This is a genomic window from Hahella sp. HN01 (assembly GCF_018986435.1).
In the GTDB taxonomy this organism is placed as follows: domain Bacteria; phylum Pseudomonadota; class Gammaproteobacteria; order Pseudomonadales; family Oleiphilaceae; genus Hahella.
Genome location: NZ_JAHMIN010000012.1, coordinates 62,849 through 85,652 on the forward strand (window position 1 = coordinate 62,849; position 22,804 = coordinate 85,652).

Sequence of the window (22,804 nt, forward strand, 5' to 3'; positions counted from 1 at the left end):
CATTCCGCCATTTGACGGATTCTGCTGCCGAAACTTGGTCCCATGCGCAAAAAATACCTTATCCCATTACTGTTCAGCCTGACTCTTTCCCCCGTCACTCACGCCGACGAATCCACGTTACCGGAGCTGGGCGACAGCAGCGGCGCAATCATTACGCCCGCCCAAGAGCAAGCGTTGGGACAGGCTTGGCTGCGCTCGCTGCGCTCTCAGCTTCCTACATACGCTGATCCGTTACTGACAGTTTACGTGCGAGACCTGATCTACAAGCTGGCGCCTAACAGCGAGCTGCAGGACCACAACCTGACCACGGTAGTTGTCGACTCTAATATCCTGAACGCATTCGCCGTTCCCGGCGGCGTTATAGGCGTCAACGCCGGCTTGTTTTTGTATGCCCAAAGCGAACAGGAAATGGCCGGCGTGCTCGCTCACGAAATCGCCCACTTAAGCCAACGCCATTTCGCCCGACGCCTGGAAGAAAGCAAGATGCACACGGCTCTCAACATGGCGGGAATTCTAGCGAGCGTGATTATCGCCGCCACCGCCGGTTCAGATGCTGGCGTCGCAGCCTTAGCCTCAACACAGGCCTATTCGATACAGGAACAATTGAGCTATAGCAGACAGAACGAGCAAGAGGCGGACCGGCTCGGTCTGGAAACCCTCGCAGCCAGCGGCATGGAGCCTCGCGCCATGTCCACCATGTTTGAAAAGATGCTGCGCAACAACCGCTACGCACAGCAATTTCCTGAATACCTGCGCACTCACCCTCTGACAGAGAGCCGCGTATCGGACACCGCCGCCAGAGCCGCCAACTATCCAGCCGGCGTATACAAAGAAGACCCTGACTACTATATCATGCAAAGCCGCGTGCTTTTGCATTACGCCAAGAACGCCGAGGACGCCTTTAATCTTTTCAAGGCGCAAGCCACCGGCGGCACAGAAAATTCGCGCTTGGCTGCGTTGTACGGACAGGTGATCAGCGCCAACAAAGTGGAGCGCCCGCAGGACGCCAAAGAGGCAATGGAGCAACTGCTTAAAGTAGACAGCAATCGAATCTCCATCGTCATCGCCTACGCGGACTGGCTGGCGGCAAGCAAGAGAAACGATGAAGCCATTCAGGTGCTTAACAAGCATCTGCAGCGCAATCCAGGCAACTATCCGCTCAGTATGGATTTGGCCCGCCTGCTGAATCAACGGGGCGATCACAAGGAGGCGGAGCGCCTGCTACGCGGATTAACCTCCAGTTACGGCGCCGAGCCCAGCCTCTGGTATGAACTGGCGGAAACCCATGGATTGGCTGGCTCAATCGCCGAGCTACATCAAGCGCGAGCGGAATATTTCTATCTGACCGGAAATATCGCCAAAGCGACGCAACAGTTACGCCAGGCGCTCAGCAAAAGTGAAGGGAACTATCAAAGAATGGCGGTCATCCAAAAACGGATGAAAGACTTTGCCGAGGCAGGAAAGGAATTTAAGTTTTAGCACTAAAGGCGCTCCATATCGAAGCGCCTTCATAGCCATATGATTACGCGTTGCCTTTTACGGCCATCTGGCGCTCTTTGGAGAAGTTAAGCATCCGCTGCAATGGGATAAGCGCCTTCTCCCGCAAATCCGCTTCCACGATAATTTCCTGACGCTTACTGATCAAAACGTCACGCAAATTCTCCAGCCCATTCATCGCCATCCAGGGACAGTGCGCACAGCTTCTACAAGTAGCGCCATTCCCCGCCGTCGGCGCCTCGATAAGCGTTTTCTCTGGAGCCATTTGCTGCATCTTATAGAAAATGCCAGCATCCGTTGCGACGATGAATTGCTCGTTCGACATGTTCTTGACCGCGTTGATCAACTGCGACGTAGAGCCTACAACGTCCGCCATATCCACGACAGCCTCCGGCGATTCAGGATGCACCAATACCGCAGCGTCAGGATAGAGCTGCTTGAGGTCAGACAAACCTTTTGATTTGAACTCCTCATGCACGATACAGGAGCCATCCCACAGCAAGATATCCGCTCCAGTCTTGTTTTTCACATAGCCGCCCAGATGCTTGTCAGGGGCCCATATGATCTTCTCGCCCCGCTCATGCAGGTATTCGACGATATCCAGGGCGATGCTGGATGTGACCACCCAGTCTGCGCGCGCCTTCACCGCCGCGGAAGTATTCGCGTACACCACTACCGTGCGGTCTTTGTGTTCATCACAGAACGCAGAGAACTCTTCTACGGGGCAACCGATGTCCAGTGAGCATGTCGCCTCCAGAGTGGGCATCAGAACCGTTTTCTCAGGGTTAAGGATCTTCGCCGTCTCCCCCATAAAACGAACGCCACACACCATCAGAGTGGACGCTGGATGTTGATTGCCAAAACGGGCCATCTCCAGAGAGTCTGCGACGCAGCCTCCGGTCTCTTCCGCCAACGCCTGCAACAAAGGATCAGTGTAATAATGAGCCACCAGCACAGCGTCTTCCTGCACCAACAGCTCTTTTATCTCCGCCTTCAGGCGCTCCGCTTCCTCCGGACTTAATTCACTGGCTTCGTGCTCTCGAGCGAGATGCTCCTGAACAAAAATTCGGTCGCTTATAGCACTCATCAATTTTGACCCGTATTTAATAGTATTTTGTATCCACAGCATTTTACCGCCATAGCGACATTATACGACATGATGAACGCCGATTAAGCCTTTCATCGACATACAGATAAGGAGCGCAAGGAACTGGAGTGCGGGAGAAACAAAAACGGGGCCTTGAAGGCCCCGCTTTGCAAAGAATGGTGGGTCGTGATGGATTCGAACCATCGACCAATTGGTTAAAAGCCAACTGCTCTACCGACTGAGCTAACGACCCAAGAAACTTTCTTGGATGACTATCGTCTCGATGACGACAATCTGGAATTTAATGGTGGGTCGTGATGGATTCGAACCATCGACCAATTGGTTAAAAGCCAACTGCTCTACCGACTGAGCTAACGACCCAAGCGAGGCGCATATACTACTGATTCTGAGGGAAATGACAAGAGGTTTTTTCAAATTTTTTTCAGAAAAAACGCATCTTTTTTTCAGACGCCCTCACTGCACCTGTCTTAAATAATCTTTCGCCAAATTTGCAGGGGAAGTGCCCGGAAAACGGCTGACAGTTTCACTCAAATACTTCTTCGCTTCAGCGTTATCGCCCAAACGATGAAAGGTAACGCCAAGCTTATACATGGCGTCTGGAGCCTTTCTATGTTCTGGATACTTTCCCACAACCACAACAAACGCCTGACGCGCCTGTTCGAGCTTAGGAATCACCAGATACACCTCTCCCAACCAATAATACGCATTAGCGGAAAGATCAGACTCCGGATACTTTTTGATGAAAGCATGTAAGGCTTCCACCGCTTTGTCATACTCACGCCGCTTGATCAAATCAAACGCCTGATCATACTCTTGCTGCTCCGCTGCAGAGGGAGGCGCTTTATTTGGCGTCAACACCAGCGACTCATCAGAGCTGCTCGCAGGACCTGGAGTTGGCGTAACTGACGCATCCACGCCCGTCGTGGGCGCAGGTCCGTCAACAGCGACAGGGGGACGGGTTTCCCGCGTCTGAGTCCCCTGGCGCTGCAACTCCAATATTCGCCGATCCAGATCAATGTAGCGCTCACGCTCTTGCTTCTTCATCTGGTCAACCTGATGCCTGAGCTCTTCCACTTGCCCTCTGAGCTCCCTCACCTCCTGTTGCATCTGCTCAAACATGTAGAGCATTTCCGCCGCAGAACCGCCCGCAGAAGGGGCTTGCTGTTGCGCCGGACGCACCTGCAGCACTGGCGTCGTCGTTGACGAAGCCGCCAACGCCAGTGGAGACAATGCTCCACACGCCAATACGCCAAGGAGAGTTACCTTCCGAATAGTTTTCTTAGACATCAGTTCGGCTATCCGTCCTTAATAGTTCAAATAAGATTACTTGTACTCAATCACTACGCGACGGTTCTTGTTCCAAGCTGCTTCGTTGTGAGAAGGATCAACCGGGAACTCTTCACCATAGCTAACAGTTTCGATCTGGCTATCGCTGGCGCCATTGACTACCAGGAAACGCTCGATCGCCTGCGCGCGACGCTCGCCCAACGCAAGGTTGTATTCTTTAGTGCCACGCTCATCCGCATAGCCGTTCAGAACCACTTTTACCGCAGGGTTAGCCGCCAGCAACGCCGCGTGAGCGCGCAGAGACATGTGAGAATCTGGCTTCACGATAGTTTTGTCGAAATCGAAGTAGAATACGCGCACTTCACGCAGAGCGTCTTGCTCTGCAGTCATTGCGTTTTGCTCAGCCAGACGCTGCTGCTCAGCCAATTCTTCTTCAGACAAACCAGAACCGTTGCCCAGGCCAACGCCGCCTGCGTCAGCGCCGTCTTGATCAACTACGCCAACAGTTTCGTCTGGTTTGGTATCGGTTGAAGTACAACCTGCTGCAATAAAAGAGACCAACACCAGCGCGAAAATATTACGAATACTCAGTACATTCATAGCTTTTCCTTACATACTTAGCTTGTTTTATCTTGAAATATACGGGGACCAGGCCGGTTCCCGCACGTCGCCAAACTGGGCCGGCAGGGTATACTTCGATCCGGAATTCACTCCTACAACCGCCAATACGCCCTTACCGTTTTTCTGGGTTGCATAAATTATCATACTTCCATTGGGCGCGACACTTGGAGATTCATCCATTTCGGTTTGCGTCAAAATCTGATCCTGTCCTGACTCCAAATCCAGTGACGCCACATTGAATGAACCGTCACGTTGATGAACATAATAGACCTTCTTGCCGTCAACGCTAAAACGAGGACGTGAATTATAGCGACCTTCGAAGGTCAATCTGCGGGGAGAGCCGCCAGAAGCATCCATCAAGTAGATTTGCGGGCCGCCGCCGCGATCCGAAGTAAAAGCAATAGTTCTGCCGTCTGGAGACCATGAAGCTTCAGTATCGATCGCCCAGTGATTGGTCAATCGCTTCAGGGAATTATTACGCAGGTCCAGCACATAAAGTTCGGCATTGCCGTCTTTCGACAAAGTCACCGCCAGTTTGGTTCCATCAGGAGACCAAGTAGGGGCGCTATTCAGACCTTTAAAGGAAGTAACCTGCGTGCGCGTACCGGTGATAGTATCCTGAACATATATAGCAGGACGCTGAGACTCAAATGAAACATATGCCAACTTTTTCCCATCCGGAGACCAAGCAGGCGAAATAATGGGCATAGATCTCTTAAGAAGCTCCGTCGAACGGCGACCATCGGCGTCCGCCACTTCCAACCTGTAAATATTCTTAGTGCCGCTCTTTTCCAAAGTGACGTAAGCGATACGCGTGGAGAATACACCACGAATCCCAGTAACCGCCTCGTACACAGCATCAGCAACAGCATGCCCCATGTCTCTCAACTTCTCGCTTTTGCCGCTGAGAACTTTGCCAAGGACACGTTGCTGCGATTGAACGTTGTAGAGTTCGTAACGCACCTTATAGACCTGCGATGGCGCATCGTATTGAACGCCGCCGACCAGCAGGTAACGCTGCCCCAGCAATCCCCAATCGCGAAAATATATTTCCTCAGCCTTGCTGGGAATACTTAGCATTTTGGTGCGGTCAAGAGGTTCTATATCTCCGGAACGCTTTAAATCCTCAGTGACAATTTGCCCGATATCTTCCGCCAGCGGTTGCCCTGACTCATTGGCGAATGGAACCACCGCCACAGGTATAGCGGCCCGACTCCCTTTATCAATTTCAATGACCAGATCGGCTCTCGCCAACCCGCTTATCAATAACACCAGTGTAAAAAAAATATGTTTTTTCATTGGAACATTTACAAATAGGCAGTGATTTTTATTTGGGACTAAAAATAATGGTTACGTTTCTGAATTCCCGATTAAACAAACCGGGATCAGAGGGTACAGAATATTTTCTTACCGCATTCGCGGCGCCAATCGCAGACTGATCGAAAGCGCTATTGCCGCTAGATTTAACAACCTTGACGGACAAAAGTTCACCAGTTGGCAGCAACTGAAGCTGTAGCTCCGCCTTCAAGCCTTTGATCTCCCCCGGAGGCTGCAGCCAAGCCTGAACCAAAGAGGAATAAATCAGCGCTTTGTACTTCTCAACTTCAGTTAGTTCACGCTGTTGCCGCTGTGCAGAACTCTCCGCTTCAAGCTGCTCTTGCAAGCGACGCTCATACTCGGCCGCTTCCTGAGCCATTTTCAGCTCTTCCGCTTTTTTCAGTTCTTCCTGGCGCTTCTTCTCACGCGCCTCTTTCATCTGACGCTCAAGCTCTTTTTGCTTTTGCTCGGCCAGACGTTTTTCTTCCTCTTTTTTCTTACGCTCAGCGTCTTTCTTTTTACGCTCTTCTTCCGCCTTGCGTTTTTCTTCAGCCTTTTTCTTTTCTTCGGCCTTACGCTTTTCGTCTTCCTGACGTTTTTCTTCCTCTTTCTTCTTGCGCTCCTCTTCCTGCTTTTTCTTCAGCGCAATGGCTTCTTGTTCACGCTTTTTTTCCGCCGCAGCCTTGCGCTCAGCTTCCTGCTTCGCCTGTTCTTGACGCTTCAATTCTTCCTGGCGCTGCTTTTCCTGATCTTGCTGTTTCTTTTGTTGCTCTTCTTCCCGCTTCGGCTCTTCTTTCTTGACCGCGGGTTTAGGCTGAGGCTTGGTCATTTGCTTCAACGTTTCGGCGTCAATCACCATCGCCTGCATATGAGGGACAACAGGAGTCGGGGGTGTATGCGCGGACCAGCCCAGAAACGCCAGACCCGCAATACCCAAGTGCAAGATAACGGAAAACAGCGCCGGACCGATGTATCCGCTTTTTGGTTGATTACCGGGGCTATCCATCACAGCTTATCTTTCACCCATAACAGCTTAAGGCTTCTCTGTAATCAGCCCGACATTCGCCACGCCAGCGTCCTTCAACGCCGCCATCAGCCCCACTATCGTTCCGTACGGCACATTACGGTCGCCTCGCACCAGGACCATCACAGACTTATTGGCCTCCCGCACGGTGCTCACCCGCTTCACTACATCATCCAGAGGCATGGGCTTGGAACGGTCGTCGCCCACTTCCACGAAGTAAGCGCCAAACGCGTCAACCGACACCACTAGAGGGGGCGTATCGGGAGAAATCTGTAATGCTTCCGACTCTGTTTGCGGCAAATCCACGTCCACGCCCTGCATCAACATGGGCGCCGTAATCATAAAAATGACCAGCAGCACCAACATGACGTCGATGTAGGGGACGACGTTGATTTCCGCCATCTGCTTTTTCTTTACGCGAGTAAAATCCAAGGATTGGCTCTCCTTTTAAGAGGACTTTGCGTGAACTCTGCGATGCAGGATGCTGGAAAACTCTTCCGCAAAAGTCTGAAAGGAATTGGCGAGACTCTCGCTTCTGGCCGAGTAACGGTTGTATGCGATTACCGCCGGAATTGCGGCGAAAAGCCCCATGGCCGTTGCAATCAACGCTTCAGAAATACCCGGCGCCACGGTAGAGATAGTGGCCTGCTGAATTTGCGCGAGCCCACGGAAGGAGTTCATGATCCCCCATACCGTACCGAACAGTCCGATATAAGGACTGGTGGAGCCGACTGTCGCCAGAAACGGCAAATGAGCCTCCAACCGATCCATCTCTCTGGACATGGCGACACGCATTGAACGCTGCGTACCCTCCATCACCGCATCAGGATCGACGCCGGTTTGCTGACGCAAACGGGAGAATTCTTTGAAACCGGAACGGAAAATTTGCTCCATGCCGCTATTAGGGTTCGGCGCGGCGCTGGACTCGCGGTAGAGCTGATTGAGATCCATGCCGGACCAAAAACGCTCCTCAAATTTGGTGGTCGCCCTGCGCGCCAAGCCAAATATTCTGGCGCGCTGGAAGATAATCATCCAGGAGACAATCGAGGCTGCGAGCAGGATCAGCATGACAATCTGCACCAAAAAGCTGGCGTTGCTAATCAGCGCCCAAATTGAAAGTTTATCCTCCACTTATAGGACTCCTATTGCTGTTTTTATCGTGGGCGGGCCGCCGCCTTTCATAGCGGAGCCGCAAAAACTAAACGTTTATACCTTTTTGCAGCGCCGAGGCCAAATTTCCTGGAATCGGCCTGGGCTTAAAGCTGACTTTGTCGATGCAGGCGACTTTGACTCTACCCGAGACCAGCAGTTCCGCCTTAGCGCCTCGAGTGATGTTCTGCTCAAACTCCATGTAGGTGCGCCCCAATTTGACAATGTTGGCGCTTACCGCCACTTCGTCGTCAAGTCGCGCCGGGCTGTGATATTGCAAGGCTAAACTATGCACGACGAACTGGGCGTCAAGATCCACCGTCTCCAGTCTGGGGAACCCAAGAGACCGGATGAACTCGGTGCGAGCTCTTTCCATAAAACGCAGATAGTTGGCGTAGAAAACGATACCGCCAGCGTCAGTGTCTTCAATATATACTCGAACGGGCCACACAAACGAGCCGGAAGTCATTAAATTCCCTTAATAAAATTTCGCCAAAAGCCTTGTCATCTCTACTCCGGCATGGTTAATCCGAAGTGATCGTACGCTGCCTGAGTCGCCACCCTGCCGCGCGGCGTGCGCATTAGGAAACCCTGTTGAATCAGATATGGCTCCACCACATCCTCGATCGTGCCCTTTTCTTCACCGATAGCCGCAGCCAAACTCTCCACACCCACCGGACCGCCATCAAACTTTTCCATGACGGCCAGCAACAGACGACGATCCATATGATCGAAGCCGTGCAAATCCACGTTCAGCATGTTGAGAGCCTTGTCCGCCACATCATTGGTAATGGCTCCATCCGCTTTTACTTCCGCATAATCGCGCACGCGACGCAGTAAGCGGTTGGCGATACGGGGCGTTCCTCTTGAGCGTCTGGCGATTTCATGGGCGCCGCCGTCATCAATAGAGACGCCGAGCAAGCTGGCCGAACGGGAAACGATATGGCGCAAATCCTCAACCGAGTAAAACTCCAAGCGCTGCACGATTCCAAAACGGTCTCGCAGCGGCGACGTCAGCAGTCCCGCCCGGGTGGTGGCGCCCACCAGGGTAAACGGAGGCAGATCCAGTTTGATGGAGCGCGCCGCCGGCCCTTCCCCGATCATGATATCCAGCTGGTAGTCTTCCATCGCCGGGTATAACACCTCCTCAACCGCCGCGCTGAGCCGATGAATTTCATCGATGAACAGCACGTCCTTCGGCTCCAGATTGGTCAATAGCGCAGCAAGATCGCCGGCTTTTTCCAATACGGGGCCAGAGGTGGTTTTGATGGAGACGTCCATCTCGTTGGCGATGATATTCGCTAACGTGGTTTTACCCAGCCCAGGAGGACCGAATATCAGGGTGTGGTCTAATGCTTCCTGGCGTCCACGCGCAGCATTGATGAAGATCTCCATTTGCTCACGCACCTGAGGCTGGCCGACATAGTCTTCCAACCTTTTAGGGCGTATGGCTCGATCTTGAGAATCTTCCTGCAGAGTGGCGCTTGGCGAGATAATGCGATCTGCTTCGATCATGGGGTGTTTTTGAGGTCTTTATTGGCGTCAAACGTTCGGGGCATCATAGCGTGGCTACTTGGTTTTTACCATCCCCTTCAGGGACAGGCGGATCAGCTCATCACGCCCCATGCCGTCCTTATATACCGCGTTAATCGCGCGACTGGCTTCCTGCGGCTTGTAGCCCAAAGCCAGTAAAGCGGCTTCCGCTTCTTCAAGATGGGAATGCCCGCCAGCAGACTGATTCAGCAGCTCCGGCGTCGCCGATTCACGATCTCCTGCGCCCCAGTCTTTGATCCGGTCACGCATTTCGATCAACAGCCTTTCTGCCGTTTTTTTACCCACGCCAGGCATCTTGGTCAGGCGAGTGAGATTATCGCCGCGAACGCACTCAACAAACTCATTCGGGGACATGTGAGACAGAATCGCCACCGCCATTTTCGGGCCCACGCCATTGACCTTCAGCAGCAAGCGAAACAGTTCGCGATCTTCGCGACGGATAAATCCGTACAACAGTTGCGCGTCTTCGCGCACCACGAAATGCGTAAATAAAGAGCAGGATTCGCCCAACTTGGGCAAGTATCCCAGCGCAGACAAAGGCACTTCCACTTCGTAACCTACGCCATTCACATCCAACAATACGAAAGGCGGATGATTTTCCGCCAACTTACCGACCAGTCTTCCGATCAAGGGAAACCTCTTCTTTTATATATCAGCCAATAATTTCAGGAGCGCAATCGTATCAAAAACCTAACACGCGACCATAAGCGGCCAACAATTAACCAGCGCTCAGTAAAAAGTACTTATCGCATGCGACCACGGCGACTGCCCGACACCGATCCAATACGCATCAAACTTTGCTGAGTATGCAGATGACAGACAGCGATCGCCAGAGCGTCCGCCGCGTCCGCCTGCGGCTTGGCCTCCAAAGCCAGCATTGCCTGCATCATATGTTGCACCTGCCACTTTTCCGCATTCCCTTTACCTACGACAGACTGCTTTACCTTTTTGGCGGAGTATTCCGCCACCTGCAGTCCCTGCTCCGCCATGGCCAGAATCGCCACGCCTCGCGCCTGCCCCAGCTTCAGCGCGGAGTCCGCGTTACGAGCCATAAAAACCTGCTCAATCGCCGCTTCGTGAGGCGCATACATGCTGACGACCTGAGTTACCCCCAGATAGATACAACGCAGGCGCTCAGCCAATGTCTCCCCGGTAACGCGAATACAACCGCTGGCGACATAGCGAGGCTTGCCGCCTCCCCACTCCACCACACCATAACCCGTGAATCGCGAACCGGGGTCTATACCTAACACTTTCAACATAAATTGGCCACTTAGCCCGTCAGAACCGTTTCATTTCTATATGAGCCGCCCGGATGACGCAAGCCTCAATAACTACGGCAACGCCAACAAAAAAGGCGGCTAAGGCCGCCTTTCAGGAGAAGCTCATGTGTAGCATGTCGCGAATTAACCGCCCATGCTATCCAGCACTTCATCAGGAATGTCCGCATTACTGTAGACATTCTGAACATCATCCAGGTCTTCCAGCATTTCGATTAGCTTCATGACCTTTTCGCCGTTTTCCACATCCAAAGGCGCCATGGTCGCCGGCACCATGGAGACGTCCGCCGATTCTGGCGTCAAGCCCGCCGCCATCAGCGCGTCTTTGACAGACATGAAGTCTTCAGCGGCGGTTTGCACCTCCACAGAACCGTCATCATTAGCGATAACATCCTGGGCGCCTGCTTCCAGGGCCGCTTCCATCACTGCATCTTCATCAACGCCTGGCGCAAATAAAATTACGCCGGTCTTGCTGAACAAGTATGCAACGGAACCATCGGTGCCCAGGTTGCCGCCATGTTTGCTGAATGCATGACGCACTTCCGCTACGGTGCGATTACGATTATCAGTCATAACTTCAACATACACGGCGACGCCGCCAGGACCGTAGCCCTCGTAGGTCAGCTCGTCAAAGTTGGAGTCATCGCCGCCGCCTGCGCCGCGTTGAATCGCTTTCTCAATGGTGTCCTTTTTCATATTCACGGTCAGGGCTTTATCCATGACCGCGCGCAACCTTGGGTTGTCTTCAGGCAATGCTCCATTTTTCGCCGCCACGGTAATTTCCCGGATCAGCTTGGTGAATATCTTTCCGCGCTTGGCGTCTTGAGACGCCTTACGGTGCTTGATATTGGCCCACTTACTGTGCCCCGCCATGTTACTCTCCGCTAAATACTTTTACTTTCAACAAATAGATTTGCCATGCCGACGCCAAAGACAGCGCTTTGGCGTCACTCAAACTTATTCAGGCTGCTCGGTTTTACGCAGACGAATATTCAGCTCGCGCAGTTGTCTCGGGTCCACTTTGCCTGGAGCCTGCGTCATCATGCACATCGCGCTCTGGGTTTTCGGGAATGCAATCACCTCACGAATAGACTGAGCGCCTGTCATCAACATAACCAGACGATCCAGACCAAACGCCAAACCACCATGTGGCGGGCAACCAAACTTCAGCGCATCCAGCAGGAAGCCAAACTTCTCTTGCGCTTCTTCCTGACCAATGCCCAGAATGCGCAACACCGTCTCCTGCATGTCAGAATCGTGAATACGAACGGAGCCGCCGCCCAATTCGGTGCCGTTCAACACCATGTCATAAGCGCGGGACAACGCGTTTTCAGGGTCGGATTCCAGCATCTCCACCGCACAGGAAGGCGCAGTGAATGGGTGGTGAATAGCGGTCCAGCCGCCTTCGCCGTCTTCCTCAAACATGGGGAAGTCGACAACCCACAGCGGCGCCCATTGTTTCTCAAGCAGGTTAAGGTCATGACCCAGCTTCACGCGCAATGCGCCCAGCGCCTCATTGACGACGCGGGTCTTGTCGGTGCCGAAGAAGATAATGTCGCCATCTTCCGCACCCACACGCTCCAACAACTGGTCGATAACGTCAGCGATGTGCTTAACGATCGGAGACTGCAGCCCCTCAAGACCTTTGGCTTTTTCGTTAACCTTAATATAAGGCAAGCCTTTGGCGCCGTAGATGCCAACAAACTTGGTATAGTCGTCAATCTGTTTGCGGGACAGCAGTTCGCCGCCCTTGGGAAGACGCAATGCCGCCACACGGCTCTTCGGATCGTTAGCCGGACCGCTGAAAACATTGAAGCTCACGTTGGTCAACAGGTCGCCCACATCCACCAGTTCCAAAGGAATACGCAGGTCAGGCTTGTCGCTACCGTAACGATTCATCGCTTCGGCGAACGGCATACGCGGAAATTCTGGTAATTCCACCTCAAGCAGATCGCGGAACATATCCCGCACCAAACGCTCAGTGATGGACATAATTTCGTCTTCGCTTAAGAAGGAAGTCTCAATATCCACCTGGGTGAATTCAGGCTGACGGTCTGCGCGCAAGTCTTCATCACGGAAGCACTTGGCGATTTGGTAGTAACGATCTACGCCGGACATCATCAGCAACTGTTTGAACAACTGCGGAGACTGCGGCAGGGCGAAGAAACTGCCTTCATGAGTACGGCTGGGCACCAGATAATCCCGTGCGCCTTCTGGAGTAGCCCGAGTCAGGATTGGCGTTTCCACATCCATGAAGCCATTGCTGTCAAGGAAGTTACGGATGTAGCTGGTGACCTTGGAGCGGAAACGCAGCTTGTTGAGCATTTCAGGGCGACGCAAGTCCATGTAGCGATAACGCAGACGTACGTCCTCGCCCACCTGAACGAATTCGTCCAACTGGAAGGGAGGCGTTTTCGCCGTGCTCAGAATCTCCAGCTGTTTGCCCAGCACTTCCACCTTACCGGTGGACATATCGGCGTTGGCCTTTCCATCCGGTCTTAAGCGCACGCGCCCCGTGACCTTCACTACGAACTCATCGCGAATCTGCTCTGCCAACTGGAAAACTTCATTTGTATCAGGGTCATACACTACTTGCGCGACACCATCCCGATCTCGCAGATCCAAAAAGATGACGCCTCCGTGATCGCGACGGCGATGAACCCAACCGCACAGCGTAACTTCTTGATCTACAAGAGATTCGTTGACCTCACCGCAATAATGACTGCGCATAATCCTGATCCTGTCTTAAATTCTGATTACTGTCTGTTAATTTTCAGCCGGAGACCGCGCTCCGGCTGCATGATATGTATAAAGGGCCGCGCCGATCAGTCCGCGGAACTGCTGCTTTTAGAGCTGGAACCCGCGCTAGAGGACGAAGAGCCGCTATCGCCCGCCAAGTTTTTCTTCTTGCCGGTTTTAAAATCTGTCTCATACCAGCCGCCGCCCTTCAGACGAAAACCCGCCGCTGAAATCTTCTTCTTAAACTCGGGCTTCTCGCAGCTTGGGCAGTCGGTTAACGGCGCTTCACTCAAGCTTTGTAGAACGTCTTTCTCAAACCCGCAGGATTTACAAACGTATTCGTAAATCGGCATTTTTCTCTGACCTCTTTTCCAGAAAAAACTAAAAAATCATATTAAGTTTAGAAGGCTTCTAGACGCCCTTGGACAGGTCATTCCACAGAGGGAACAACCGCAGACGGACAAAAAAAGCGCTGTATTATAAACATTATTTTTCGCAAAATCAGTCCTAACCTGTAAACCCTTGATACTAGCGACTTTCGCCCCAACTATCAGGTAGCGCCCAATTCGGCCGGTTGGTATATTAACCGGCGGGAACTCAAAATCACACGAGGGAACACACCTTGGCAAGTATATTGCTCGTGGACGACGATGAAGGTTTCGTACAAGCCACGCGGACACTCCTAGAAATGCTGGGGCATGACGCCCGCTCCGCCGCCAGCGTCGCTGAAGCCAACGCGATTCTGCAGGCTGATCAGTTCGATATTGTATTACTTGACCTGATGCTTCCTGATGGAAGCGGTCTACATGTGCTGGACGCCCTGAATGGCTCCCGCAAGCAACCCGGCCACATCGCCATCGTTACGGGCCACCCGACTGTAAAATCGCTAGTGAAAACGGTCTGCGGCCCCAACATCAGCTATCTGATCAAACCCATTGATATTGAGCAGATAAAAGCGCTGATCGAAAAGACCAGCCCGGAACAGTCGGAAATCGACGCGCCCCGCCACTTCAATAGTTTGATCGGCGAATCGCCGGCCATGCGCGAGCTTTACCAGATGATCGAACGCGTCGCCCAAACCAGAGCCAATGTGCTGCTGCAAGGCGAAAGCGGCGTCGGCAAAGAACTGGTCGCCCGCGCCATCCATGCCGCCGGGGGCTCTCAAGGGCCATTCGTGGCGGCCAACTGCGGCGCGCTTTCCCGCGAGTTAATCGGCAGCGAACTGTTTGGACATGAAAAAGGTGCATTTACCGGCGCAGTCAGCAGAAAAATCGGTCTATTCGAACAAGCCAAAGGCGGCGTGTTGTTTCTCGACGAAGTCACCGAGATGCCGATCGACATGCAGCCAACGCTGTTGAGAGTACTTGAAACCAATAAAGTCATCCGAGTCGGCGGCGCCGAAGAGATTCCAGTGGACTGCCGAGTGGTTTCAGCCACCAACCGCACCCAGCAACAGCTGGCGGAAGACGAATGCCTGCGTGAGGACATCTACTTCCGTCTGGCCGTATTCCCCATTCAGATTCCGCCTTTGCGGCAGCGCAGGGAAGATATTCCACTATTGGCCAGACGCTTCCTGCAGGAGCTGAACGAAGAGAATGGCTCCGCTTTCGGACTGGGGGAAAACAGCCTCAAACGACTACAGGATTACGACTGGCCAGGCAATGTGCGCGAGCTGCGTCACGCTATTCATCGCGCGTTCATTATGACTGATCCAGCTCAATCCGAACTGAGCCTGCCGGACAATCTCGCCTCTCCTTTCGCCCGCGAGCGACAGGGCTCCCCCGGACTGCAGGTGGGCAAAACCATAGAGGAGATGGAGCGCGAGCTTATCACCCTCACCCTCGCCCAGTTAGATGGCGACAAGCGCCGCGCGGCGGACATGCTCGGCATCAGCTTGAAAACCCTCTATAACCGCCTGAACAGCTATGGAGAGAATGAAAACACGGAAACGCCCGTATAAGTCATTTCCCAATAAAAGAGACAGGATGCCCCTATGACCCAGGAAGCCGATATCGCCAAATTAGCGCACGACCTCCGCAATCCGTTGAACAGCATTTCAGTGAATGCGGAGCTGGCCAAGCTCCAACTTCAGACCAATCGCGACAAGGAAGAAATCCTGGTGTGCGTGGAGCGCATACTGGAAGAATGCAAACGCTGTAGCGCGCGCATCAACGACTTGGTCAACGCCAGCGCAACGGATGCGGATAATGCCTAACAGACTTCTGGATCACAGTCCAATATTGCTGAGCCGGCGCTGGCGTTTCGCCTTCGCCGCCGTGGCGTTGCTACTGGTCATCAATGGACTCACTTCCTACCGCGCCATGCGCGAGTTGGTGCGCATTGAGAGCAGCGTCTCCCATACTCTGCAAGTGATCGGCATTATCAGGAACACCTTCTCGGCCATCCAAGGCGCTGAAACCGGTCAACGGGGCTACCTGATCACCGGCGACGAGGCCTATCTGGAGCCTTTCCATGACGCCATGAATTCGCTGGAGATTTACCTTAATCAGCTGCAGGCGACTGACTCGGAAATACCAGGGCAGCAGGAACGCTTCCTGCGCCTACGTCAGGTCACCCAAAGCAAGATCAGCGAAATGCGCGAAGTGATCCAACTGCGCAAAAACAGCGACGTGGCGGCGGCCACGGAAATCGTGAATACCGACAAAGGCAAGCGCCTCATGGACATCATCAGCAAGCTGGTGGAGGAAATGGAGGCGGAAGAATATGCGCTACTGGCGCAACGACGCCACGAGTCCTATTTGAACCAGCGGGAAACCATCTTCACCCTGGTGGCCGCCACACTGGCCAGCCTGGGGCTGATTGGCTTCGTTTATTACCTGCTGCAGAGAAATCTTCGCCAACACACCCGCATCACAGAAATTCTGCAGACAGAGAATGATCGACTGGAGGAAAAAGTCTCCGAACGCACCGCTGTGCTGACTCACTTTTCCAAAGAGCTTGAACGCAGCAATCGGGAGTTGCAGGATTTCGCCTTTGTCGCGTCCCATGACCTGCAAGAGCCGTTAAGAAAAATTCGCGCGTTTGGCGACCGCCTGCAACAGAAGTACGCAGATAAGTTGGAAGACAGCGGCGCCGACTATATTCGGCGCATGCAATCCGCCGCAGAGCGCATGTCTCGCCTGATTAATGACCTGCTCTCCTTTTCCCGGGTTTCCACCAAGGCGCAACCATTCACGCAAGTGGATTTGAACGAGATTCTCGACGAGGTGCTGGAGGACCTGGAGATTCCCATCAATGAAAGCGGCGCCAAAATCAATGCATCTCCGCTACCGACACTGGACGCGGACCCCACGCAAATGCGCCAGCTGATGCAAAATCTGATTGGCAACTCATTGAAGTTTATTCCTCCTGAACAGCAGCCGCTAATCACCATCAGCGTGAAGAGCTATCAACATTCACTGCTGGAAGGAGGCGAGGAAACGGAGTGGTGCGAGCTTCGTTTCAGCGATAACGGAATCGGCTTTGAAGAAAAATTCAAAGACCGGATATTCACCCCTTTCCAGCGCCTGCACCAGCGCGGAGAATATGAGGGAACCGGCATAGGGCTAGCAGTATGCCGTCGCATCGTTGAACGCCATAGCGGCGCCATTAACGCCGAGAGCGCCCCCGGCCAGGGCGCCACATTCATTGTGCACCTGCCGCTGCAGCATACGCCTATTTCTGAAATGGAGCCTGAACAATATGCCTGACACCAAGAGACCACTGGTCATTTTAATGGCGGATGACGACGAAGATGATCGACAGCTCGCCCTGGAAGCCATGCGCGAGAGCCGTGTGCTGAACGAGCTGCGATTTGTGAAAGATGGTTTTGAACTGATGCAGTATCTGCGTCGAGAAGGCGAGTTTGAAGATCCCGCCAACTCGCCGACTCCCGGCATCATACTTCTGGACCTGAACATGCCTCGCAAAGACGGCCGCGAAGCGCTGGCGGAGATTAAGGCGGACCCGGCGCTGCGACGCACGCCAGTCGTCATTCTCACTACCTCGAAAGCAGAGCAGGATATGCTGCGCGGCTATGATCTGGGCGCCGCGTCGTACATCACCAAGCCAGTGACCTTTGAAGGACTGGTCGCCCTCATGCGCGCGCTGGGACATTACTGGGTCGAATTCGTGGAACTGCCCAATCACGGCCATTGATCATCACGGAGGGCGCTAATGACGGAGAACCAGACGAACTTCCCCACACCGATCAAATTGTTGCTGGTGGAGGACGACGAAGACGACTATATCATCGCCAAGGATCTCCTGGAGCAGATAGCACCCTCGCAATTCGAGCTGGATTGGGCCAGCAACGCGGAAATAGCCCGCGCCGCCCTGGCCAGAGACGAACACCATGTCTGTCTTATGGACTATCGCTTAGGCCCGGATGACGGCCTGATGCTATTACGGGAGGCTCCCAAGCTGGGCTTTCACGGGCCGATAATCATGCTTACGGGCCAGGATGACAGCCGCCTTGACGCCGACGCGCTTCGTGGAGGAGCCGTCGATTATCTGGTGAAATCCGATCTTAATTCCGCCCATTTGGCCAGATCCATCCGTTATGCGCTAGCGCGCCGGGAAATGGAAACGGAGAGACTGGAAAGACTGAAGGCGGAAGCGGAAAACCGTTCCAAAAGTGAATTCCTGGCGCACCTGAGTCATGAGTTGCGCACGCCATTGACCGCCATCCTGGGTTATACCGAGCTGCTCATCGCGCAGGACAATGCGCCCGACAACCTGTCTTATCTGCAGATCGTCCAACGTAATGGGCAGCATCTATTAAGCCTGCTCAACGACATTCTGGACATCTCCAAGATCGAGGCGGGCAAGCTCGAAATGGAGTTTGTGCGCGTCAACCTGCAGGCATTTCTGGCCGACCTTTACTCTCTCATGGCGGTGTCCGCACAGGATAAAAACCTGCAACTGAGCTTTATCGCCGACTCGCCTCTACCGGAAAATATTGAAACCGACCCTATTCGTCTGCGACAAATATTGTTGAACCTGATCGGCAACGCCATCAAGTTCACCGAACAAGGGGAAGTCACCGTACGCGTACAGATGGTCAAGGAAGAGGAGCAGGAGAAAGTCCAGTTCAAAGTGCTGGACACCGGCCCCGGCATCAGCCTCGCGGACCAAAAGCGCCTCTTTCAGCCCTTCACTCAGGTTTACGCCAACAGTATGCGCCGCGGCGAAGGCGCGGGGCTGGGCCTGGCCATCAGTCGTCAATTGGCGCACCGACTGGGCGGCGACATTCGACTGAGCAGCAGACCTGGTGAAGGCAGCGATTTCACCGCTATCGTCAAACCCGGCCCGCTGGAAGGCGTGAAACGCATTCAACCAGACCTGGAAACAGGCGGCGCGGCGGAACCTCATGCAACGCGAACCCATCAAGTGCAGGGCCACCTTTTGGTCGCTGACGATCTGCCGGATATTCGCCGCCTGATCGGCCACCTGGTGGAAAGCGCCGGAGCGCGAGTCAGTTACGCGCAAAATGGCGCAGAGGCGGTACGCATCGTATCTGAGGCCGCGCAATCGGATAGCCCGATTGATCTGGTGATCATGGATATGCATATGCCCGTGCTGGACGGACACTCCGCTACCCGCGAACTGCGTCGCCGCGGCCACGAAACGCCAGTCCTGGCGCTGACCGCCGCCACCATGCGTGGTGAACGGGAACGCTGCCTGGCCAGCGGCTGTACGGATCATTTGAGCAAGCCGGTCAACGTCAGTCAGCTATTCACACTGATTGAGCGTCATCTACCGAACACACAGGCCAAGTCACCCTCTTTATTACTAGTGGAAGATAATGCGGACGCCAGCGCCGCTACCGCCGCCCTGCTGGAGCACTTGGGCTGGCGCGTACACTGCGCTGCAAACGGCGCCGAAGCGCTGGAAATGGCGGAGCGGATAAAGCCTTCTGCGGTCGTGCTGGATTTGAACCTTCCCGATACTGACGGCTACAGTCTAGCCCGGAGAATACGCGACCAAGGCCTTCCAGACGCCCGCCTCATTGCATTGAGCGGTTATGCTGAGGACAAACAACGCTCCTCAGAGGCAGGATTTCAGCACCACTTGATGAAGCCTGTTTCTCTGGGCGAACTGACAGCCGTGCTACCCGCTAAAAACTCGCTTTAACGCCTATTGGCGTTCTCTACCTCCAGGTCGCCTTGTAAAAGCCACAACAAAGCGGCCTTCCTTTTTTCTTATTTACACGACTTTCTTCCCATTATTTCCCGTCGATCGCCCATCACAGACAAAAACCCATATTTTTCAATAAATTAAATGGGTTTTTACGCTTGGCACGGCTGTTGCTGTACTACTTATGAACTGCGGACAAACCGCAAGAAGTAGATCCAAGGAATACTGAGGAGATCAATGATGACTAATTCAGAAACAAACAGCTTGAGAGATCTGGTAAAGGTGCTTAACGACGGCATTGACTTCTACACCGAAGCCAAAGACAAGGTAAAGAGCAATGCGGTGCGTTTGGTGTTCGAACGCATGTCAGCCATTCGCGAAGGCGCAGTAGGCCGGTTGCAGCCCTATATTGTCTTCGAAAAAGGTGAAAAAGAGACCGGACACACTCTCGGCGGCATTCTGCGCGAGCATTACGCAAAAATCCTGGCCGCCATCAAGGACGATTCGGAACATGTGTATATCGAGCAGCTGGAGGAAGTCGAGGACAAAACCCTGGAAAAAATCCGCGACGCCATCGAAGAAGTGAAGGCCCCCGGCGTTCAAGCCACTCTGCAGGATATCTATCCCACTTTGAAACGCTGTCACGACGAAATGAGCCGCCTGCAGCGCGCTACTGCGTAATCACTCGCATTAGCTCCCCATACGCCGCCGGGAGGTCCAAGGCGCCCGTGCGGCGAAGTCGGGCAATAACTATTTTTCTGGCTATACTTCAAAGTATGACTGTATCCATGCTGGTAATAAGATATGGCCCAACCATCCCCTCTTCCCTATTTCCATGCAACCACTCTCAGGCCAGACATACTGTCGGACTTGCGTGAAAGTTTCGAAAAAAATCTGGTAGAGCTGGAAGCCGCCCCCAACGACGCCACACTGATCGCCCGTCTCTGTGCAAACTACGAAGCCATCGCACAGGAAATAAAGTTCGCCGAGATCGAACTGGGATCATTGATGCAGGGCATTTACACCATCATGGCCGGAATTGCTGACAAGCAATTGAACTTCCGCCCGGAAATCAGCGACCTGCTGTTGCTGGCGATGGAGCGCATCCAGGTTTGCGCCGTCGCTATCGATAACGGCAGCTTCGAAAATATTCAAATGGTGGAGAACGCCAGAATCAGCGATCTGCTTTGTCAGCTTCCCAAGACCGTCGCGAACGGTCGCAACGAGGCCATGCAGGAGCTTCTGGCGCTGCTCGCCCCGGAAGTCAGTGCGCAAACGGCGGGACGCAACGCGAATGACGTTTATTCCGAGCTGCTGGCGCTGTGGCGAAAGTACGATGTCCATACCAACGCCGACCTGCTGTTCTTCCTCAGTCTCGCGACGCCGGCTGAAGCACGGTCACGTTTTTGGCTGGGTAAAAACAGACGTGTGCTTTTACTCGCCCTGGCGATGAATCGGCACGCGCGCGAACCAGTAGATCCAGCTCAGCTTAGCGCCGCCGCCCTGGTGCATGATATCGGCATGTCCTTCCTTCCCCTCGATATCCTGCATAAAAGCAGCAGTCTCTCCGAGTCAGAAGACCACAGCATTCATAAGCACACCAGCGTAGGCAGCGCCTTGCTGATCAACATGCCTGAGTGGCAGGAGTCACGCCGCATCATTGATCAACACCATGAGCATGTCAGCGGCAAGGGCTACCCTATTGGACTGCGGGACCGGGAGATTTGCGATGGAGCCAAGATCATCGCCATCGCGGATGCCTTCGAAGCGATTTCTCACCCACGCATCTACTCCAGTCGCTATAAACGTCCCTTTATCAGGGCGGTGCTGGAAATTAACAGCCGCTCCGGCAGCCAGTTCTCACAAAAATGGGTCGATGTGTTTAACGCCGTCATCCGACCACTGAAATACGAGTTATACTAGCCCGCCTTGAACAAGCCGCACTCCTATGAAGGAGTGCGGCGCACGCCGATCGTCCAATCAGGATTTCGCTATTGACCACGAGAGCCCAACAGAAAGAGCGCACCCGTCAGGCGCTAATGAACGCCGCCCTGCAACAACTCGGCCCAGACCGCAACTTCGCCAGCCTCAGCCTGAGAGAAGTCGCGCGCGAAGCAGGCATCGCTCCCACCTCTTTTTATCGCCATTTCAACGATCTGGAAGAGCTTGGCCTGGCTCTGGTGGACGAAGCGGGCATCACTCTGCGCAGATTAATGCGACAGGCGCGCAAAAGGGTCGCCAAGAAAGGAGGCCTGGTGGAAACCTCCATCGATACTTTTTTCGAGTATCTGAACTCCAACGCCAACCTGTTTCGCTTACTGCTGAGGGAAAAAAACGGCGTCTCGTTGCGCTTTCGCACAGCCATTAAAGCGGAAACCGATCATTTCATTACGGAGCTGGCGGCGGACCTGGGGCGATTTGGAGAAAATGGCGGCGCGCCGTTACGAGACCCGAAAGCAGTCGCTGATGCGCTGGTGGTGCTGGTGTTTAACTGCGGCTCAGAAGGTTTGGACGCCGACGCAGCGGAAAGAAAGCAACTGAAACTAAAACTGTCCACTCAGCTACGTATGGTGCTGAGAGGCGGACTTGTGCAAGAAAGGAAGCCTGGCGCCGCCAAAACAAGCGGCCCAGGCGGGTAATATCAGTGGCTCAACCAGTGATGGCGATCAGCGGACTGAGCGCCCCGTGAATCTTCTGTTTGAGCGCCTGCGCATCCTGCTCTGAATAGGGCTGCGCCGGGCTCACGCCCCAAACCGGCTTCGGCCAGGCTGGATCTGTGGGAAAGCGAACGATATGGTGAAGATGCAGCTGCGGCACCATATTACCCAGGGCCGCCACATTCAGCTTATGTCCATCGAACAGCGCCATCAGCGTCTTGCCGACTATCGCCGACTCACGCGTCAACTGCTCTTGCGCCTCGTGGCCTAACTCATAAGCCTCGCGAACGCCTTCCACTCTCGGAACCAGAATGCACCAGGGGTACTGGGCGTCATTCATCAGCAACAGGCGGCACAGAGGCAAATCGCCGATCACTATCGTATCTTTCGCCAACTGCGCGTGCAGCTCAAAACTCACAGCGTTTCTCCTTTA

Annotated in this window: 24 protein-coding genes and 2 tRNA genes; 9 read left to right on the forward strand and 17 right to left on the reverse strand. The window is 53.8% G+C overall.

Going from position 1 to position 22,804, the window contains the following annotated elements:
- The first annotated feature begins 42 nt into the window (after positions 1 to 42).
- Positions 43 to 1,479 (forward strand): M48 family metalloprotease, encoded by a 1,437-nt coding sequence (locus KP814_RS13370; RefSeq protein ID WP_216737242.1) that lies wholly within the window; start codon positions 43 to 45, stop codon positions 1,477 to 1,479.
- Between the two features lie 43 nt (positions 1,480 to 1,522).
- On the opposite strand, the gene nadA is transcribed toward KP814_RS13370, so the two are convergent.
- The 16 genes from nadA to KP814_RS13450 all read right to left on the reverse strand — a co-directional run bounded on the left by nadA (position 1,523) and on the right by KP814_RS13450 (position 13,929).
- A complete protein-coding gene (gene nadA / locus KP814_RS13375; RefSeq protein WP_127969316.1) occupies positions 1,523 to 2,584 on the reverse strand; it encodes a quinolinate synthase NadA in 1,062 nt (353 codons plus the stop codon).
- A 177-nt stretch (positions 2,585 to 2,761) separates the two neighbouring features.
- Positions 2,762 to 2,837, reverse strand: a tRNA-Lys gene (locus KP814_RS13380).
- A gap of 52 nt (positions 2,838 to 2,889) precedes the next feature.
- Positions 2,890 to 2,965, reverse strand: a tRNA-Lys gene (locus KP814_RS13385).
- A 93-nt stretch (positions 2,966 to 3,058) separates the two neighbouring features.
- Entirely contained in the window at positions 3,059 to 3,892 is an 834-nt protein-coding gene (gene ybgF, locus KP814_RS13390) for a tol-pal system protein YbgF (protein ID WP_216737243.1), read from the reverse strand.
- Between the two features lie 36 nt (positions 3,893 to 3,928).
- Positions 3,929 to 4,492 (reverse strand): peptidoglycan-associated lipoprotein Pal, encoded by a 564-nt coding sequence (gene pal / locus KP814_RS13395; RefSeq protein WP_216737244.1) that lies wholly within the window; start codon positions 4,490 to 4,492, stop codon positions 3,929 to 3,931.
- A 27-nt stretch (positions 4,493 to 4,519) separates the two neighbouring features.
- A complete protein-coding gene (gene tolB, locus KP814_RS13400; protein WP_216737245.1) occupies positions 4,520 to 5,812 on the reverse strand; it encodes a Tol-Pal system beta propeller repeat protein TolB in 1,293 nt (430 codons plus the stop codon).
- 28 nt (positions 5,813 to 5,840) lie between these two features.
- Entirely contained in the window at positions 5,841 to 6,836 is a 996-nt protein-coding gene (gene tolA, locus KP814_RS13405; RefSeq protein WP_253938366.1) for a cell envelope integrity protein TolA, read from the reverse strand.
- A gap of 27 nt (positions 6,837 to 6,863) precedes the next feature.
- Positions 6,864 to 7,286: a protein TolR gene (gene tolR / locus KP814_RS13410; protein ID WP_253938354.1), complete on the reverse strand. Its 423-nt coding sequence runs from the start codon at positions 7,284 to 7,286 to the stop codon at positions 6,864 to 6,866.
- A gap of 15 nt (positions 7,287 to 7,301) precedes the next feature.
- Positions 7,302 to 7,985 carry a protein TolQ gene (gene tolQ / locus KP814_RS13415; RefSeq protein WP_127969311.1) on the reverse strand — a complete coding sequence of 228 codons (684 nt, stop codon included), beginning with the start codon at positions 7,983 to 7,985 and terminating at the stop codon, positions 7,302 to 7,304.
- 67 nt (positions 7,986 to 8,052) lie between these two features.
- On the reverse strand, positions 8,053 to 8,472 hold the full coding sequence (gene ybgC / locus KP814_RS13420) for a tol-pal system-associated acyl-CoA thioesterase (protein ID WP_216737247.1): 420 nt from the start codon (positions 8,470 to 8,472) through the stop codon (positions 8,053 to 8,055).
- Between the two features lie 41 nt (positions 8,473 to 8,513).
- On the reverse strand, positions 8,514 to 9,518 hold the full coding sequence (gene ruvB, locus KP814_RS13425; RefSeq protein WP_127969309.1) for a Holliday junction branch migration DNA helicase RuvB: 1,005 nt from the start codon (positions 9,516 to 9,518) through the stop codon (positions 8,514 to 8,516).
- 54 nt (positions 9,519 to 9,572) lie between these two features.
- Positions 9,573 to 10,187, reverse strand: a complete 615-nt coding sequence (gene ruvA, locus KP814_RS13430; protein WP_127969308.1) for a Holliday junction branch migration protein RuvA — start codon at positions 10,185 to 10,187, stop codon at positions 9,573 to 9,575.
- Between the two features lie 113 nt (positions 10,188 to 10,300).
- Complete coding sequence (gene ruvC, locus KP814_RS13435; protein ID WP_216737248.1) at positions 10,301 to 10,819, reverse strand: crossover junction endodeoxyribonuclease RuvC; 519 nt, start codon at positions 10,817 to 10,819, stop codon at positions 10,301 to 10,303.
- Between the two features lie 144 nt (positions 10,820 to 10,963).
- The gene (locus KP814_RS13440; protein WP_216737249.1) at positions 10,964 to 11,710 is read right to left on the reverse strand and encodes a YebC/PmpR family DNA-binding transcriptional regulator; all 747 of its coding nucleotides are present in this window, start codon (positions 11,708 to 11,710) and stop codon (positions 10,964 to 10,966) included.
- Between the two features lie 84 nt (positions 11,711 to 11,794).
- Positions 11,795 to 13,567: an aspartate--tRNA ligase gene (gene aspS / locus KP814_RS13445; RefSeq protein WP_216737250.1), complete on the reverse strand. Its 1,773-nt coding sequence runs from the start codon at positions 13,565 to 13,567 to the stop codon at positions 11,795 to 11,797.
- A 95-nt stretch (positions 13,568 to 13,662) separates the two neighbouring features.
- Positions 13,663 to 13,929, reverse strand: coding sequence for an FmdB family zinc ribbon protein (locus KP814_RS13450; RefSeq protein WP_011398682.1), 267 nt, complete (start codon positions 13,927 to 13,929; stop codon positions 13,663 to 13,665).
- A 269-nt stretch (positions 13,930 to 14,198) separates the two neighbouring features.
- Here KP814_RS13450 and KP814_RS13455 point away from each other — a divergent pair, with 269 nt between their 5' ends.
- From KP814_RS13455 to fabR, 8 genes are all read left to right on the forward strand, one after another.
- On the forward strand, positions 14,199 to 15,536 hold the full coding sequence (locus tag KP814_RS13455; RefSeq protein WP_216737251.1) for a sigma-54 dependent transcriptional regulator: 1,338 nt from the start codon (positions 14,199 to 14,201) through the stop codon (positions 15,534 to 15,536).
- Positions 15,537 to 15,569: 33 nt separating this feature from the next.
- Positions 15,570 to 15,791: a histidine kinase dimerization/phospho-acceptor domain-containing protein gene (locus KP814_RS13460; protein WP_011398684.1), complete on the forward strand. Its 222-nt coding sequence runs from the start codon at positions 15,570 to 15,572 to the stop codon at positions 15,789 to 15,791.
- Positions 15,784 to 17,286, forward strand: a complete 1,503-nt coding sequence (locus KP814_RS13465; protein WP_216737252.1) for a CHASE3 domain-containing protein — start codon at positions 15,784 to 15,786, stop codon at positions 17,284 to 17,286. The genes KP814_RS13460 and KP814_RS13465 overlap by 8 nt, the downstream gene beginning before the upstream one ends.
- Positions 17,279 to 17,734 carry a response regulator gene (locus tag KP814_RS13470; protein ID WP_127969302.1) on the forward strand — a complete coding sequence of 152 codons (456 nt, stop codon included), beginning with the start codon at positions 17,279 to 17,281 and terminating at the stop codon, positions 17,732 to 17,734. Before KP814_RS13465 ends, KP814_RS13470 begins: the two co-directional genes overlap by 8 nt.
- An 18-nt stretch (positions 17,735 to 17,752) precedes the next feature.
- Positions 17,753 to 19,711, forward strand: coding sequence for a response regulator (locus KP814_RS13475; RefSeq protein WP_216737253.1), 1,959 nt, complete (start codon positions 17,753 to 17,755; stop codon positions 19,709 to 19,711).
- Positions 19,712 to 19,954: 243 nt separating this feature from the next.
- Entirely contained in the window at positions 19,955 to 20,395 is a 441-nt protein-coding gene (locus tag KP814_RS13480) for a PA2169 family four-helix-bundle protein (RefSeq protein WP_216737254.1), read from the forward strand.
- A gap of 123 nt (positions 20,396 to 20,518) precedes the next feature.
- Positions 20,519 to 21,637: an HD-GYP domain-containing protein gene (locus KP814_RS13485; RefSeq protein ID WP_216737255.1), complete on the forward strand. Its 1,119-nt coding sequence runs from the start codon at positions 20,519 to 20,521 to the stop codon at positions 21,635 to 21,637.
- Positions 21,638 to 21,708: 71 nt separating this feature from the next.
- Positions 21,709 to 22,353, forward strand: a complete 645-nt coding sequence (gene fabR / locus KP814_RS13490; protein WP_216737256.1) for an HTH-type transcriptional repressor FabR — start codon at positions 21,709 to 21,711, stop codon at positions 22,351 to 22,353.
- A 10-nt stretch (positions 22,354 to 22,363) separates the two neighbouring features.
- On the opposite strand, the gene KP814_RS13495 is transcribed toward fabR, so the two are convergent.
- Positions 22,364 to 22,789, reverse strand: coding sequence for an HIT domain-containing protein (locus tag KP814_RS13495; protein WP_216737257.1), 426 nt, complete (start codon positions 22,787 to 22,789; stop codon positions 22,364 to 22,366).
- Positions 22,790 to 22,804 lie beyond the last annotated feature (15 nt).